The organism is Shewanella gelidimarina (assembly GCF_023283945.1).
Lineage (GTDB): Bacteria > Pseudomonadota > Gammaproteobacteria > Enterobacterales > Shewanellaceae > Shewanella > Shewanella gelidimarina.
The window spans coordinates 107,189-122,783 of sequence record NZ_JAKIKW010000011.1 but is presented as its reverse complement, the minus strand read 5'-3'; the positions used below and the strand labels follow the sequence as shown (position 1 = coordinate 122,783).

The 15,595-nt window shown below is 44.9% G+C and carries 13 protein-coding genes; 10 read left to right on the top strand and 3 right to left on the bottom strand.

Going from position 1 to position 15,595, the window contains the following annotated elements; translation table 11 throughout:
* Window positions 1-101 precede the first annotated feature (101 nt).
* A complete protein-coding gene (locus tag L2729_RS11440) occupies window positions 102-521 on the top strand; it encodes a hypothetical protein (protein ID WP_248988386.1) in 420 nt (139 codons plus the stop codon).
* 101 nt (window positions 522-622) lie between these two features.
* Here L2729_RS11440 and L2729_RS11435 read toward each other — a convergent pair whose 3' ends face one another.
* Both L2729_RS11435 and L2729_RS11430 read right to left on the bottom strand, forming a co-directional pair.
* Window positions 623-2,578, bottom strand: a complete 1,956-nt coding sequence (locus L2729_RS11435) for an alkyl/aryl-sulfatase (protein WP_428848240.1) — start codon at window positions 2,576-2,578, stop codon at window positions 623-625.
* Window positions 2,579-2,761: 183 nt separating this feature from the next.
* Window positions 2,762-3,775 (bottom strand): helix-turn-helix domain-containing protein, encoded by a 1,014-nt coding sequence (locus L2729_RS11430; RefSeq protein ID WP_248988384.1) that lies wholly within the window; start codon window positions 3,773-3,775, stop codon window positions 2,762-2,764.
* Between the two features lie 476 nt (window positions 3,776-4,251).
* Between L2729_RS11430 and L2729_RS11425 the strand changes: the two genes are divergently transcribed.
* On the top strand, window positions 4,252-4,917 hold the full coding sequence (locus L2729_RS11425; RefSeq protein WP_248988383.1) for a cold-shock protein: 666 nt from the start codon (window positions 4,252-4,254) through the stop codon (window positions 4,915-4,917).
* Between the two features lie 136 nt (window positions 4,918-5,053).
* On the opposite strand, the gene L2729_RS11420 is transcribed toward L2729_RS11425, so the two are convergent.
* A complete protein-coding gene (locus L2729_RS11420) occupies window positions 5,054-6,361 on the bottom strand; it encodes an NAD(P)/FAD-dependent oxidoreductase (RefSeq protein WP_248988382.1) in 1,308 nt (435 codons plus the stop codon).
* 247 nt (window positions 6,362-6,608) lie between these two features.
* On the opposite strand from L2729_RS11420, the gene L2729_RS11415 reads away from it, so the two are divergent.
* The 8 genes from L2729_RS11415 to L2729_RS11380 all read left to right on the top strand — a co-directional run bounded on the left by L2729_RS11415 (window position 6,609) and on the right by L2729_RS11380 (window position 15,549).
* A complete protein-coding gene (locus tag L2729_RS11415; RefSeq protein ID WP_101091280.1) occupies window positions 6,609-7,157 on the top strand; it encodes a cupin domain-containing protein in 549 nt (182 codons plus the stop codon).
* A 471-nt stretch (window positions 7,158-7,628) separates the two neighbouring features.
* Entirely contained in the window at window positions 7,629-8,390 is a 762-nt protein-coding gene (locus L2729_RS11410) for a gamma-glutamyl-gamma-aminobutyrate hydrolase family protein (RefSeq protein ID WP_248988381.1), read from the top strand.
* Between the two features lie 2 nt (window positions 8,391-8,392).
* The gene (locus L2729_RS11405) at window positions 8,393-9,742 is read left to right on the top strand and encodes a glutamine synthetase family protein (RefSeq protein ID WP_248988380.1); all 1,350 of its coding nucleotides are present in this window, start codon (window positions 8,393-8,395) and stop codon (window positions 9,740-9,742) included.
* 266 nt (window positions 9,743-10,008) lie between these two features.
* Window positions 10,009-11,109: a polyamine ABC transporter substrate-binding protein gene (locus L2729_RS11400; protein ID WP_248988379.1), complete on the top strand. Its 1,101-nt coding sequence runs from the start codon at window positions 10,009-10,011 to the stop codon at window positions 11,107-11,109.
* Between the two features lie 110 nt (window positions 11,110-11,219).
* Window positions 11,220-12,356, top strand: coding sequence for an ABC transporter ATP-binding protein (locus tag L2729_RS11395; protein ID WP_248988378.1), 1,137 nt, complete (start codon window positions 11,220-11,222; stop codon window positions 12,354-12,356).
* Between the two features lie 10 nt (window positions 12,357-12,366).
* A complete protein-coding gene (locus L2729_RS11390; protein WP_101091285.1) occupies window positions 12,367-13,272 on the top strand; it encodes an ABC transporter permease subunit in 906 nt (301 codons plus the stop codon).
* Window positions 13,269-14,084, top strand: a complete 816-nt coding sequence (locus L2729_RS11385) for an ABC transporter permease subunit (protein WP_101091286.1) — start codon at window positions 13,269-13,271, stop codon at window positions 14,082-14,084. The genes L2729_RS11390 and L2729_RS11385 overlap by 4 nt, the downstream gene beginning before the upstream one ends.
* A 178-nt stretch (window positions 14,085-14,262) precedes the next feature.
* On the top strand, window positions 14,263-15,549 hold the full coding sequence (locus tag L2729_RS11380) for an NAD(P)/FAD-dependent oxidoreductase (protein WP_248988411.1): 1,287 nt from the start codon (window positions 14,263-14,265) through the stop codon (window positions 15,547-15,549).
* Window positions 15,550-15,595: the final 46 nt, after the last annotated feature.

The following is a 15,595-nucleotide window of genomic DNA, read 5'->3' as shown; positions in this document are numbered from 1 at the left end:
TTTTAGTGACACAACCCACTATTCAAAAGATAAAACTAATGTAACATCTGTGTCCATAAGAAAAATCTTATTTAATAGGGAATTCAAGGGAGACGTAACAGATGTTTATGATTGAGTTAAATGGTACCGGCTGGAGATATTGGCTGGTAACCGCTGCACTGCTTACCTACGGAGTTATAGCTGATCCCATCGGTTTTGTGCTCGCCATAGCTCTTACCTTGGTTCATCTGCTTCACTTTGTCATTATGAAACGAAGTGTTACCGCATTTCCTATACAGGTTCGATTTTGGTATCTGTCGCTGTTGTTACTGGCGCAGGTCGAGGGACTTGGGTGGATATATTGGATCCCGGCAATAGGCACCTGGGCTCAAGTACTCTTTGGCTACTGCGCCATGGCGCGCATCGTTTCACTGCTGCCCTGGAACAGCAGTGAGCGTTTTTCGTTTTCCCTGATCACCCGAACATTTCTTGCCCGCCCCGTAAAAGGAAGCATCAAGCAAAATATTGTCGCTCAAAAATAATAGATGCTTAGAATCAATATGGACAGGCATAGTGAATGATGAAGTGGCTAACCCATAGCCTCTAAGCTATGAGTTAGCCGCTGAACGTGAAACCTGCAACTCTACGGCGTGACGATATTAAACACCCCTTTAGGCTTATCGAGCTTAGAGAAGAAGCTCGCCAAATCGATTTTACTGCCTTCGATCTCGAGATCATCTGAGAACAATAGATCTGATACGCCTGCGCTGCCGATAATCAAGTCGATAAACAACTCATGACTGATATTGAGTGTGGCATTAGCCGAGGCCGACTTTGGGGCAAGCTTATGGTGTAATACTGCATTTTTAAGGGTCAGTACGTAGTTTCTATCGAGATCGGTAAAGTTGATATTAAGCTCAAAATCATCACCAAACGCCTCTGGGCCAATCACCCTTGATGCCATCGATTGCAGAAAGTTTTCTACGGGCGATCGCAATAAGATCTGTTTCATCGAAGCTAAATCGATGCCCTTGTCAGGGCTACCGTGGCGCAGCTCATAGGCAGCGCTAAGGTAAACATCTCGCCATGGTGCTGACTCGGCTTGATAACCGAGCTGATCATAAGCCGTCGCGAGTAACGCTTTGGCGCGATCATTGCCGTCATCAGCGATCACAAGGTGATTAATCAACTCCGCCGCCCAGCGATATTCACCGGCATCGATCGCAAGCTTAGTTTGCTGAATCACTTTATCTGCGCCGCCGATCAATTTTACATACTTAGCTGCGGAAGCCACCGCTGGCAGTGGATCTAGGTTAACTGGGTTGGCGTCATACCAGCCTAAATAGGCTTGGTAAACGGCCTTAGCATTATGCTTAGCGGTGCCATAATAGCCCCGGCTAGAAAAGGTGTTAGACAGTGCGGGTGGCATTTCGATCGCCTCTGCGATCTCTGCTGGTGTTAAACCGGCATTGAGCATGCGTACCGATTGATCGTGGATGTATTTATAGGTATCACGCTGTGTTTCCAAAAAGCGGTTGATTGCATCTTGACCCCAGATAGGCCAATGGTGACTACCAAAATACACCTTAGTATCGCGCTGTGCGGTAAGGGCACTATCTATTGCGCTGCTCCAAGTGAGTGCGTCACGCACTTTAGCGCCGCGCAGCGTATAGAGGTTATGCATGTTTTTAGACACTAACTCCGCGCCGCAATACGCCTGTTGTTCTGGTAAGTAAAAGGTAAATTCAGCGGGCGCTTCTGAACCGGATACAATCTGAAACTCAAACGGAACACCATCAATCAGCTGGGCTGAGTCTTGAGCAATCACCGTGGTGGGGCTTAAAATCCCAAATTGACCAAACGCAGGCTCCTTGCCTAACCCTGAGTCAATGTGGCCGCGGGCAGAACGAGGTAACTGCTTGCCATACATATACATGGCGCGTCGACTCATGGCTGTACCGGCCATAACATTTTCGCTGGTGGCTTCATGCATAAAGCCTGCAGGGGCGATAATATCAATGCCTTCGAGCGCATCGTTTTTAAGCGTACTGCTTTCGAGTAAACCTAACGCGCCACCAAAATGGTCTATATGGCTATGGGTAAAAATAATCGCTGCTATCGGGCGTTTACCCAACTGTTGGTTTATAAATTCAAAGGCCACTTTCGCGGTTTCAGCGGTGGTAAGAGGATCAACGATTATCCATCCCGTTTTGCCTGCAATCACCGTCATATTGGCTAAGTCAAAGCCACGGAGCTGGTATACCCCGGTGGTCACTTCAAATAAACCATCAATATTATTCAGTGTTGCTTGTCGCCAAAGACTGGGGTTAACACTGTTGGGCGCATCACCCTCAACGAAGTCGTAACTTGTTCTATCCCAGATTTTGTGGCCTTGCTCATCAACCACAATCAACTCAGGTAAGCGGGCTATAAAACCACGGTTAGCATCTTCAAAGTCTTGTTTGTTGGCAAATGGCAGCTCGGCTAACACGGCATTATTGGCGTCGATAGTGTGAGTGCTTGCCGGGGTAAAGCCATCATCATCAATGTCTTGGAGCTGGGATTCAGTCTGACTTGGCTGACACCCGAGTAGAAACATTGCAGTTATGCTGCCGATTAAAAACTGCTGTCCAGTGGCTCTGAGCTTAAAAGGGCGTTGGGGGAAGATGTTAGTCGACATAGATGGCACTCACTGGCTTATAATTAACAATTACCCACAAGTTATTACAACTTGGTCACTAGTTAGTTATCATTTTTCGCCAAATATGCAGGAGGCTGAAAATTAGCAGTTACTGCGTTTGCGGTAATCTGACGGGCTAATGCCTTTCCAAGTGTGGAAAAAACGGCTGAAATTACTTACGCTGCTATATCCCAAGGTGTCAGATAAGGTGTTGATAGGCATTTGGGTATTAATGAGGTAATGGTGCGCGAGCTCCTGTCGTTTTAACTTAAGTAGTGCTCTAAATCCAGTGCCTTCAAGATGCAGATAACGGCTTAAACTACGCTCGCTGATGTTATACATCTGCGCAATTTTCAACGCCGTAGGCTCTTCATTCACCAATAATGCATGGATCCCTTGGCTGGTCTTTTCCTGCCAATTTAGCACCTGCATCTTGTCTAAATATTGGCGTACCGCCTTCTCATTGTGCTGGGCTAATAGTGGATCTTTACTGATAACGGCCTGTTCAAGCATCGCGCGGTCCATCCACATACAGTTATTAACTGCACCCATGACGACCGGGCAATCAAAGAAATCTAACCAGGCTTGTTGCGAATTAGTCTCGGGCCTTATTAACTCGACTTTACGCACAAAGTCGCTATGGCCAATCATCTGTTTGCCGTGCAGCATTAAGCTTGAAAAAAATGCATCTATGGCCAAAGCGCTAATCTCAACTCCATTAAGCGGAATAATTGTGAAACCGAGCAAGTGTGGGCTGCGTTGTAAACTAATCACGGCAGAATTACTGACTAAGGCTGAGTAATCGGGAAGGGTTTCGAAGGCTTGCGCTAAGGTATCACAGCTCATCATCAATGCACCGAGTGAGCGAAAGTGTATTGGATAGGCATATTGACCGACAGTTAAACCAAATGGCAACGACCCAGAAGTACGCTCAACCGCTTGCCAAAGCATGGTCATTTTATCGATGGCGACCCGAGAATCAGGCTCCAATTCTAACTGGGCAAGGCTTAACCCTACATCACTAAATACAGCGCTAGCATTAATATTACTCGCACTTAGCGCGCGAGCTATAGCTAAGGACCAAGCTGCTATTGTGCTGTATTTTGGGTTAGTCAAAGATGCTCACTTAAAACGACTCATTATAAGATACCTACTCATACTCACTATTTTCATCATAAGCGTAGAATCGTAAAATCACTATTGTTTACGACATTGGCTTGGTTTTAGTCTTAGTCCTTCGATAACGGCAATGTGTTGCCCGCTCGTGCTAGAAAGCGAATGTGCTATAACCGCTAAAAAGGGCAGTGATCAAATATATCTTCAATTATCTGCGCCAGTGGTGCATCGCCATCGTATGTTCTGCTGTAGGTGCGTAGTCTCGAGTTCTAGACTTTGATATGACCTGCTAGTTGTTTAGCAGCTTTAGCCTACTTTATGTTGAAAATACATCAGTACTAATGAGCATTCGGTTGATGTGATCTCGCTAGATTATTTCGAGAACACTTAGCGTGAATAGCTTAAAAAATTAGTGTTTAGATAGGCTTAACATTTAAGATGGCAAATATAATTATAAAAAGTTTAAAGGTTAGATTTTGAAAGGGAAAGTCGTCTCTTATATTAAGAATAAAAAATATGGTTTTATTAATGGTGATGATGGAGAGAGCTATTTTATTCACTGTTCTAGCCTCAACAATCACATGGATGAAGCTAAGTTACTCAAAGGCGTGCTGGTTGAATTTGACCCAACACCAGCCCCTAAAGGGTTAGCGGCAAAGCACGTTACTGTCCCTGATGTGTACTTTAAGACACAGTTAGTGGACTTTTTTATCTCCAAAAGCAATACGCCTAAGCATGGCAATATTGAGCAGCTGCACTCTATTAGCACTCGATTCTTTAAAGATCCAAAAGAAGGGCGTAGCCATATAAAGCAGCTTGCAAATGAGGCTGGTTGTAATGCGATATTGAATTTAGACTTTGAGAAAAATACTTTCTCATCAGGTAACTACAGGTATACCGTCCATGCTTTCAAAGGCGACTTAGCGCTGGTGTCGGAGCGTATACCCAGTAATGACCTGCAAGATGAATCGAGTTCTCAGGATGCGATAGCACAAAAAGTCATGGCATTTAATCGCAAGTTTCAACTCATACAAGACAGGGAAGCGGGGTTAAGAGCTAAGCAACTGAAAAAAAATTATATTGGCCTGTATATCGTACTCGGCATTGTTGTGTTTATGCTTATGGCCGCTTTGTCTCGTTAATTAAAGCATCGCAACAATAAGAGATCATACAAGCTGGGCTGCTTGGCCACCTCGCCCTAATCACGTTATTCGTTTGCCGTAGCGTAAAAAGTAAAAGCGGACTCAGTCCGCTTTTTATATCAATAGGCAATACTGCTTAAAAAATGTCTTTAAATCGGTGGTAAAGCATGCCCATGGCAAGCAGAGGTGAGCGTAAGTGTGGCCCGCCTGGAAAAGTCATGTGAGGGATTTGGGCGAAGATATCGAAGCGTTCTGCTTGGGTACTGATCGCTTCGGCAATCAGTTTGGCTGCCATATGAGTGGCATTCACGCCATGTCCAGCATAAGCCTGCGCATAAAACACATTTTTCGCATCGGGTAATCGGCCAATCTGAGGCAAGCGGTTGGCACCAATGCCTATCATGCCGCCCCATTCATAATCGATACGAATGCCTTTTAATTGCGGGAATACCTTTTCAAGGTTAGGACGCAACGCGGCTTCAATATCTTTAGGATCTTTACCTGAGTAGGTACATAAGCCACCAAAGAGTAAGCGGTTATCTTCCGATAGGTGGTAGTAGTCGAGGTCGACTCTGAGATCGGCAAACGCCATATTCTTTGGAATGATGCTATCGCACTGCTCTTGGGTTAGTGGCTCAGTAGCAAGAATATAGGTGCCTGCAGGCAGTACTTTTCCACCAATATCACTTTCAAGCTTATGACCAAGATAGGCGTTGCCAGCCAGTACTAAGTATTGACAGTTTACTTCACCATGTGCGGTGATCACCTTAGGCTTATCACCCTTGATAATTTTCTCAGCGGCGCTATATTCATACATTTTCACGCCTAAGCTACGAGCTACTTTGGCTTCGCCCAACGCTAAGTTAAGCGGGTGTAAGTGCCCACTTGCCATGTCGACCAATGCACCATGATAAAAGTCAGAGCCGACCACTTCGCCAACCCGAGACTTGTCGAGCAGAGTCATGTTGTGGCCGTAGCCAATCTTATTGAGATGCTCTAAGTCCTCTTCAAGCTCTCGCATATGTTTTGGCTTGATCGCCAAGTCGCAATAACCCATCTGTAAGTTACAGTCGATATTGTGCTCTTTTACCCGTTGCCTAACGATATCGACTGCTTCAAAGCCCATCTGCTCAATGGCATTAACGCCTTCGCGGCCAATAATGTTTTCAAACTGTTCAATATTATGACCAATGCCTCTAATGAGCTCGCCGCCGTTACGTCCCGATGCGCCCCAGCCAATCCTTTTGGCTTCTAACAGCGCCACCGAAAAGCCTTTTTGAGCCAATTCAATTGCGGTATTTAAGCCACTAAAGCCGCCACCCACAACACATACGTCAACATCTAACACCTCCTCTAATCGAGGCGATTGGTGTAACTCATTTGCTGTTGAAAAGTAGTATGAGGCGGGATATTGCTCGCTATGCACCGGGCTTTTAGTTGACATCGTTACTCCAAATATTTGTTTTTATTGTAAATTGGACTTGTGACAGTATACTCAAGAGAATATGAATAAATTATTTACAGATGTTCATTATTTTTAACACGCTTTCCTGTAGAATACAAACCTAGCGCGACAGAATAGGCAATGTTTACTTGAATTAGCCAATATTGTTATGGAGCGAATCGGTGCGTTTTATTGTTCTGCATGTTGTTGGAGGCATAGAACGACAACTTCAATTAGGGGAAAGAATTTGGATATTGGAGCAAACCTTAAAACGGTCAGAAAATCAAAAGGCTTATCACAGCGTGAACTTGCCAAGCGTGCTGGCGTGACTAACAGCACCATCTCTATGATTGAGAAGAATAGTGTCAGCCCGTCAGTCAGCTCATTGAAAAAGGTCCTATCAGGATTGCCATTGTCATTGGTGGAATTTTTTTCAATAGAAGATGAGACTGCAAGCGAGCAAAAGGTGGTTTATCGTAGCGATGAATTGCTGGATATTGGTGATGGCGTTTTAGACTTTAAATTGATTGGTCGAGACTTTCCTAACCGCGCAATGTCTGTCATGAGCGAGACCTATCCACCAGGTGCAGACACCGGGATAGAGATGCTTAAGCACGAAGGTCAAGAAGCGGCAATGGTGATTGAAGGTAAACTCGAATTGACTGTGGGCGAAGAGGTATTTGAGCTTTGCGAAGGCGACAGTTACTATTTCAATAGTGAGTTACCCCATCGTTTTCGTAATCCTTTTGATGCACCGTGTCGCATTGTGAGTGCCACCACCCCCGCAAATTTCTAGACTGCTACCTATGTAATACCCGCCTTAGTCGCTAGATTCATAATCTGGTTGCTAGGGCTTTTTTATGCCTAAATTTCTGTTCTTCGTGCTAACGCGGCTCTATTTTGATGATAATGGCTGTCATTCGTGTAAATAATATAAAGCAAAGCTTTAATTTTAGTGTGAGCTGTGTCAATAACATTAAACACGACTAAAGTGCTCAAGTATTGCTGATACAACTTGTGAATATGTCCGCTAAATAACCATAAGTTAGTCTAAGTTATTGTTTTAAATGGATCGCTATTTTTACTTAATGATTATTTTCATTCCTTCCTGTTAAGATCTTGCCTAGTTTGTAAATTAAGTGTAGTGTGTGAAAAAATGAACGTTTGGGTTGTGACTGTTCATTATTAAATGATTTCGTAAATCAAGATGAAAACTATTATAAAAACCATTGAAAAAACTCTGAATACGAAGGATTGAAGGTGTTATATGTTGGAAGAAGGGCTCGCGGTAGTCGGTGTGACGGCATGCAATCAGCAATTGGGATTGCATCCATTTAACATTGTTGGCGAAAAATACTTATTAGCGATTGCTGATGCAACGCAATCATGGCCATTAATTATTCCTGCACTGGGCCATTGCCCTGCAGAAACCGTGTTATCACGGTTAGACGGCATTTTATTTACAGGTTCCCCCTCTAATATTGAACCCCATCATTTTGATGGCCCTGCAAGTGAAGCGGGAAGCCATCATGATCCAAAACGAGACGCTACCACCTTACCGTTAATTCATGCGGCAATTAAAGCTGGAGTTCCAGTACTGGGTATTTGCCGTGGTTTTCAAGAGATGAATGTGGCATTTGGTGGCAGCTTGCATCAAAAACTGCACGAAGTCGGCGGCTTTATTGAACATCGCGAAGATAAAACTGCGCCTGTTGAAGAGCAATACGGTATTTCGCATGAGGTTCAAATAGAACCTGGGGGGTTGCTTCACGATGCATGGGGCCGCAGCTCCGCAGAGGTGAACTCTGTGCACACACAAGGCGTTGATCGCTTGGGTGTTGGGTTGCGGCCAGAAGCGTATTCAAATGATGGTTTAATAGAAGCATTTTCTGTTAAAGACGCGAAAAATTTCGCATTAGGCGTTCAGTGGCATCCAGAGTGGAAAGTGTTAGATAACACATTTTATACCGCAATGTTTAAGGCCTTTAGTCAGGCTTGCCAGCGCCGTGCAGCCAGTAGAGTAAAATAATAATGAAAAAGTTAATTAGCTATTTAAAAGACGAAAAGATCACTGAAGTAGAATGTGTTGTCTGTGATATGACCGGTATTGCCAGAGGCAAGATTGCTCCGGTTGCTAAGTTTATTGATGAAAAAGGCATGCGATTACCAGAAAGCGTGTTGCTACAGACGGTGACGGGTGACTATGTTGATGATGCCTCCTATGACGCTTTATTAGATGCAGCCGATATCGACTTCGTTTGTGTTCCTGATGAAAATGCGGTTTTTAAACTGCCTTGGACTATCGAAGCTACCGCGCAGGTTATCCATGATACGTACGACAAAATGGGCAACCCTATTGAGTTATCGCCGCGTAACCTACTTAAAAAAGTACTCAAGTTATACGAAGAGAAAGGCTGGAAGCCTGTTGTTGCTCCAGAGATGGAATTCTATCTTACTCGTATTAATGAAGATCCAGATCAAGCGCTTATTCCGCCTATTGGCCGCTCAGGTCGTCAAGAATCAGGACGTCAGTCTTTTTCAATTGATGCTGCGAATGAATACGATCCGTTATTTGAAGATATGTATGATTGGTGTGAGATCCAAGGGTTAGATATTGATACCTTGATCCATGAAGAGGGTACCGCTCAAATGGAGATTAACTTCTCTCATGGTGATGCTCTGTCGCTTGCCGATCAGGTGTTTGTATTTAAACGTACATTGCGTGAAGCGGCACTTAAGCACAAAGTTTGCGCTACATTTATGGCAAAACCTATCACTAATGAGCCTGGCAGTGCGATGCATTTGCATCAAAGCATCATTGATATTAAGTCGGGTAAAAATATCTTCAGTAATGAAGATGGCACTAAAGGCCCACTGTTTTACAGCTACATTGGTGGCCTACAGAAATTCATTCCTGAGTTACTGCCCTTATTTGCACCCAATGTTAACTCATTCCGTCGTTTTCTACCGGGGACTTCAGCACCGGTTAACTTGGAATGGGGCGAAGAAAACCGCACTTGTGGTCTACGCATTCCAGAATCTTCTCCGCAAAACCTGCGTGTTGAAAACCGTATAGCAGGCGCCGATACCAACAGCTACCTGTCAATAGCGGCGAGCTTACTGTGTGGTTATATGGGCATGGTTGAAAACGTTAAGCCTTCGACTCCAGTACAAGGTCGAGCCAATGAAACGCGCAGCGGAATTACACTGCCGTTAACGCTTGAAGAAGCACTGGCTGTGATGGCTGAAAGCTCCGCTTGTCGTGAGTACTTAGGTGAGACTTTCACCAATGGTTATGTTGCGGTGAAGCAAGCAGATTTAGAAAATTATCGCCAAGTGATTAGCTCTTGGGAACGTAAATTCCTACTGCTAACCGTTTAGACACAGTGGTTGCTGGTGTTGATTTTGGGGATTGATACCAGCGGCGTTTCTGAGTAAAAACATATCAACAGATACAAAGGAGTCATTCATATAGATAGTGCTTAATAAGGGCGATATCTATATGAAAGCTAAAGCAGTACGCACTGCCGATGCCGTTTTTCAGGTGTAGCATTGGTCAACAATAAGAACTAAAGCCGATAAATCGGCAACACAATGCAGCAACAGCAGAAGCGGTTTATCTGCTGCTACGCTAAACAGGAGATAGCATGAAACTTTTTAAAAAAGTGACCACTCTAGCCCTCGTCACAGTAAGTGTCTTGGCCAGTAGCGTCACTTACGCTGAGGAAGTCGTTCGAGTTTATAATTGGTCTGACTATATTGCCGAAGACACGCTAGATAATTTCTATAAAGAAACAGGGATCCGTGTCATTTACGATGTGTTTGACAGTAATGAAGTGGTTGAAGCAAAATTGCTTTCAGGCCGTTCAGGTTACGACATCGTTGTGCCATCAAATAGTTTTTTAGCAAAGCAAATTAAAGCCGGCGCCTTCCAAAAGCTTGATTCAAACCAGCTATCAAATCATAAAAACTTGAGCCCAGAGTTAATGACACAGCTTGAGACTGCCGATCCCGGTAATCAGTATTCTGTACCCTATCTTTGGGGCACTAATGGTATTGGTTATAACGTCGATAAAGTGAAAGCCGCATTAGGCGACGATGCCCCCGTTGATTCGTTAGAGCTGATCTTTAACCCTAAGTACGCTGAGAAGTTGTCTAAGTGTGGTCTATCGGTACTGGATAGCGCCGATGAGATGATCCCTATGGCACTCATCTATTTAGGACTTGACCCTAACAGCATTAAATCTGATGACTTTAAGAAGGCCGGTGAGGTCTTAGCTAAAGTGCGTCCATATATTACCTATTTTCACTCTTCGCGTTACATTACCGATTTAGCCAATGGTGACGTCTGTGTTGCCTTCGGTTATTCAGGTGATATTTTCCAAGCGGCAGCGCGTGCTGAAGAAGCGGGAAATGGCAATGTTATTGAGTACTCAATTCCGAAAGAGGGTTCAAACCTATGGTTTGATATGTTAGCGATCCCAGCTGATGCCGCTAACGTGAAAAATGCTCACACCTTTATTAATTATCTCCTTCGTCCAGAAGTGATAGCGCCTATTAGTAACTATGTTGCTTACGCTAACGCGAACGTACCGGCATTGCCGTTGGTTGATGAAGAGGTGCGTACCAACACTTCAATCTACCCCACGAAAGAGGTGCTAGATCGCCTTTATGTCGGTGATGTACGTCCAATGAAATCACAACGTGCACTGACACGTGTATGGACCAAAGTGAAATCGGGTTATTAATCAGAATTTGGGCAAGGTGTTTACCTTGCCCTTTTTGATCAACAGCAAAAATAGACACAATATTAAAAGATGAGCCTTTGACCTTAAGGCGTATCTGTTGGAGAAGTAATATGGCTAGTACCTTGGGCGTCACCAATAAACCGATTATAAAGACGCAGGGAGAAGTGCTACTTCAGATCGACCGAGTCAGTAAATTATTTGACGAAGTGCGCGCAGTAGATGATGTGTCACTGAGTATTAGAAAAGGCGAGATTTTTGCACTATTAGGTGGTTCAGGCTCGGGTAAATCAACGTTACTTCGCATCCTTGCTGGCTTTGAAAAACCGTCTGAAGGGCGTATTTTTCTTGATGGCGAAGACATTACTGATATGCCGCCACATGAACGACCTATCAACATGATGTTCCAGTCTTATGCATTATTTCCACATATGTCCGTGGCGCAGAATATTGCGTTTGGACTGAAGCAAGACAAGTTATCAAAAGCAGACATTGAAGCGCGCGTGCAAGAGATGCTAAAGCTAGTCCATATGGAAGCTTATGCCAAACGCAGACCTAATCAATTATCGGGTGGACAGCGTCAGCGTGTGGCGTTAGCACGCTCGTTAGCTAAGCGTCCTAAATTATTACTACTCGATGAGCCAATGGGCGCACTCGATAAAAAGTTGCGTACGCAGATGCAACTCGAAGTGGTCGATATTCTTGAAGCTGTAGGGGTGACGTGTGTGATGGTGACCCACGACCAAGAAGAAGCGATGACGATGGCGGCCCGAATTTCGATTATGAATGATGGTTGGATCGCACAGACGGGATCACCAACCGATATTTATGAAAGCCCTAATAGTCGTATGGTGGCTGAATTTATTGGTAGCGTAAATCTGTTTGAAGGCGAGATTGCAGTCGATAAATTTGACCATATTATTATTGAAAGCCAAGGCATGGCGCAAAAAATATTTATTGAGCATGGGGTATCAACCAGCGTAGAAGATAAAAAGGTTTGGGTTGCTGTGCGTCCAGAAAAGACCCGTATTACTCGCGAGCAACCTGAAGGCGAGTATAACTGGTCGAGCGGTGTGGTTGAAGATATTGCCTATTTAGGAGGGATTTCGGTGTATTACATCCGCCTACCCAATAAGCAGTTAATCCAAACCATCATGACTAACCGTGAACGTCGTTCAGACCCTCCAACGTGGGAAGAAGCGGTTTTCATTAGCTGGGAGGCCACCAGCGGAGTGGTCCTTAGATCATAAGGAATCGATCATGAAAAAGCCGTTAAAATTTCGATTACCCAAAGGCCAATGCTGGACCATCGGTGTCCCGTATTTTTGGCTACTAATGTTTTTCGCACTGCCCTTCGCGATTGTACTTAAGATAAGTTTTTCTACGCCACTGATGGCGATACCGCCCTACGAACCGCTATTAGAGTACGCTGAAGAATCGCTTAATATCATGCTCAATTTTGGCAATTATTTGCTAATTCTAGATGACTCACTGTATTACAACGCTTATTTGAGTTCCTTGAAGATGGCAGCCATTTCCACCATTGGTTGCTTGCTGATTGGTTATCCGATGGCTTATGCCATTGCTAGAGCGCCAAAGAGTAGCCAAACCTTGCTGATTTTATTGGTTATGCTGCCGTCATGGACCTCGTTTCTTATCCGGGTTTATGCGTGGATGGGGATCTTGAGCAACAATGGCGTTATCAATAACATATTGATGTGGACGGGGCTTATCTCTGAGCCGCTGCAGATATTAAACACCAATATTGCGGTGTATATCGGCATTATCTATACCTACTTACCGTTTATGATTTTACCTCTGTATGCGACCTTATCGCAGCTTGATATGAGCTTATTGGAAGCCGCATCAGATCTCGGATCGCGTAGCCTCAATACCTTCTGGAAAATCACACTGCCTTTATCTAAGGGCGGCGTCATTGCAGGTTCTATGTTGGTGTTTATTCCTGTGGTGGGTGAGTTTGTTATCCCTGAACTGTTAGGGGGACCAGATACCTTGATGATAGGTAAAGTGCTATGGCAAGAGTTCTTTAATAACCGAGATTGGCCCGTTGCCTCTGCGCTAGCGATGGTAATGTTAGGATTATTGATTATCCCTATCACGCTGTTTCATCATTATCAGGCACGTGAAATGGAGAAAGGGTCATGAAGAAGTTAAGTTTCTCTACCGTAATGCTATGGGCTGGAATGTTCTTTCTCTATGCCCCTATGTTTGTTCTGGTGTTTTACTCGTTTAACGAATCTAAACTGGTGACGGTTTGGGGTGGTTTTTCGGTCAAATGGTATGGCGAACTGTTTCGCGATCAGCAGATCCTTGATGCGGTAGGTACCAGCTTACAAGTGGCATTCTATGCCTCTACGATGGCGGTAATACTTGGCACTATGGCGGCATTTGTGATGACGCGTTTTGCGCGGGGCTGGGGCAAGTTGACCTTGTCTAATATGATCACTGCGCCATTGGTGATGCCTGAAGTGATCACCGGTTTGTCACTGCTGTTGCTGTTTGTGCATATGGCTGAATTTCTAGGTTGGCCAGCGGAACGTGGCATGTTAACCATCTGGATTGCTCACTCGACGTTTTGTGCGGCATACGTTGCAGTCGTTGTATCTGCGAGGCTCCGTGAGATAGACCGTTCAATCGAAGAGGCTGCGCAGGACTTGGGTGCAACGCCGTTAATGACGTTCTTCCAGATCACGGTACCGATGATCTCGCCAGCGATAGTCGCGGGCTGGTTATTATCGTTCAGCTTATCACTCGATGATTTAGTGATCGCCAGCTTTGCCTCTGGCCCTGGTGCAACGACGTTACCTATGGTGGTGTTCTCTTCTGTAAGAATGGGGGTGTCGCCGAAGATCAACGCATTAGCGACCTTGATTATCCTTATTGTCTCGCTAATTGCATTTGTCTCTTGGTACTTTGCCCGCAGAGCCGAAGCCAAACAACGCGCAGGCTCTGGATAGCCAACAACCCATGACAATGCAGAGCAGTGATCTGCATTGTCAGCGGTAAAAGATGAAGAGCTATGTAGAGGGTGATGAGTTGCTAAACAGCACATCTACCGAGATCGAAAGATTCGCTTTTATAGCGTAAAGGACAGAAGTTATGTCAATAATTAGTCACGAAAGACAGGCGGAAACCATGACCAGTACACCACACGCAAATTCATATTACGCGGCATCAGCCAACGACAAAACAGAGCGTGCACAACTACAAGACAACATCGACACTGATATCTGTATTATCGGTGCCGGTTACACTGGTCTGTCGACCGCATTGCATCTATTAGAGATGGGGTACAGCGTCACAGTGTTGGAAGCAGCTCGGATTGGTTGGGGCGCGTCGGGCCGAAATGGTGGCCAGATAGTGAATAGCTTTAGCCGAGATATCGACTCTATTGAGAAGACGGTCGGCAAAGATGCTGGCAAGTTGTTTGGTGAGATGGCATTTGAAGGCGCGCGTATTATTAAAGAGCGCATTAGCAAGTATAACATTCAGTGCGATCTGCAAAATGGTGGCGTATTTGCGGCACTCAACGACAAGCAGATGGGGCATCTACAGTCGCAAAAGTCGCTGTGGGAAAAACATGGCCATATGAACCATCTTGAGCTTTTGGATAAAAATGATATCCGTAAAGTGGTTAATACTGAGGCTTATGTTGGTGGTTTACTCGACAAGAGTGGTGGCCATATTCATCCACTGAACTTAGCGCTAGGTGAAGCCCAAGCGGTGGAGTCTTTGGGCGGTAAGATCTATGAAGACTCAGCGGTCATTAAGGTTGAAGAGGGCGATAATCCCGTGGTGCATACGGCTCATGGCAGTGTGAAGTCCAAATTTGTGGTGGTAGCGGGTAATGCCTATCTGGGCGGTCTAATCCCCAAGCTGCAAGCCAAGGCGATGCCGTGTGGCACGCAGGTGATAACCACAGCACCTCTTAGCGATGAACTTGCAAAGAGCTTACTGCCGCAAAATTACTGTGTTGAAGATTGTAATTATCTACTCGATTACTTCCGCTTATCGGGCGACAACCGTCTTATTTATGGTGGTGGCGTGGTGTATGGCGCCCGCGATCCTGCAGACATTAAGTCGATTATTACCCCTAAAATGTTGAAAATATTCCCACAACTTAAAGATGTTAAAATCGACTATACCTGGACGGGTAACTTCTTGCTGACGCTGTCACGCTTACCTCAGGTTGGGCGCATTGGGAGCAACATCTATTACTCACAAGGCTGCAGCGGGCATGGGGTCACCTACACTCATTTGGCGGGTAAAATCTTGGCTGAAGCCATTAATGGTCAGGCGACTCGATTCGATGCCTTTGCAGGGCTACCGCATTACCCATTCCCTGGTGGGCACAGGCTTCAAGTGCCTTTCAGTGCGATTGGTGCGTGGTACTACACCATGCGCGATAAGTTAGGTGTTTAACAACATATTAGTTTGATAATGCACCTCAAAACAAAAAGCCTACGTT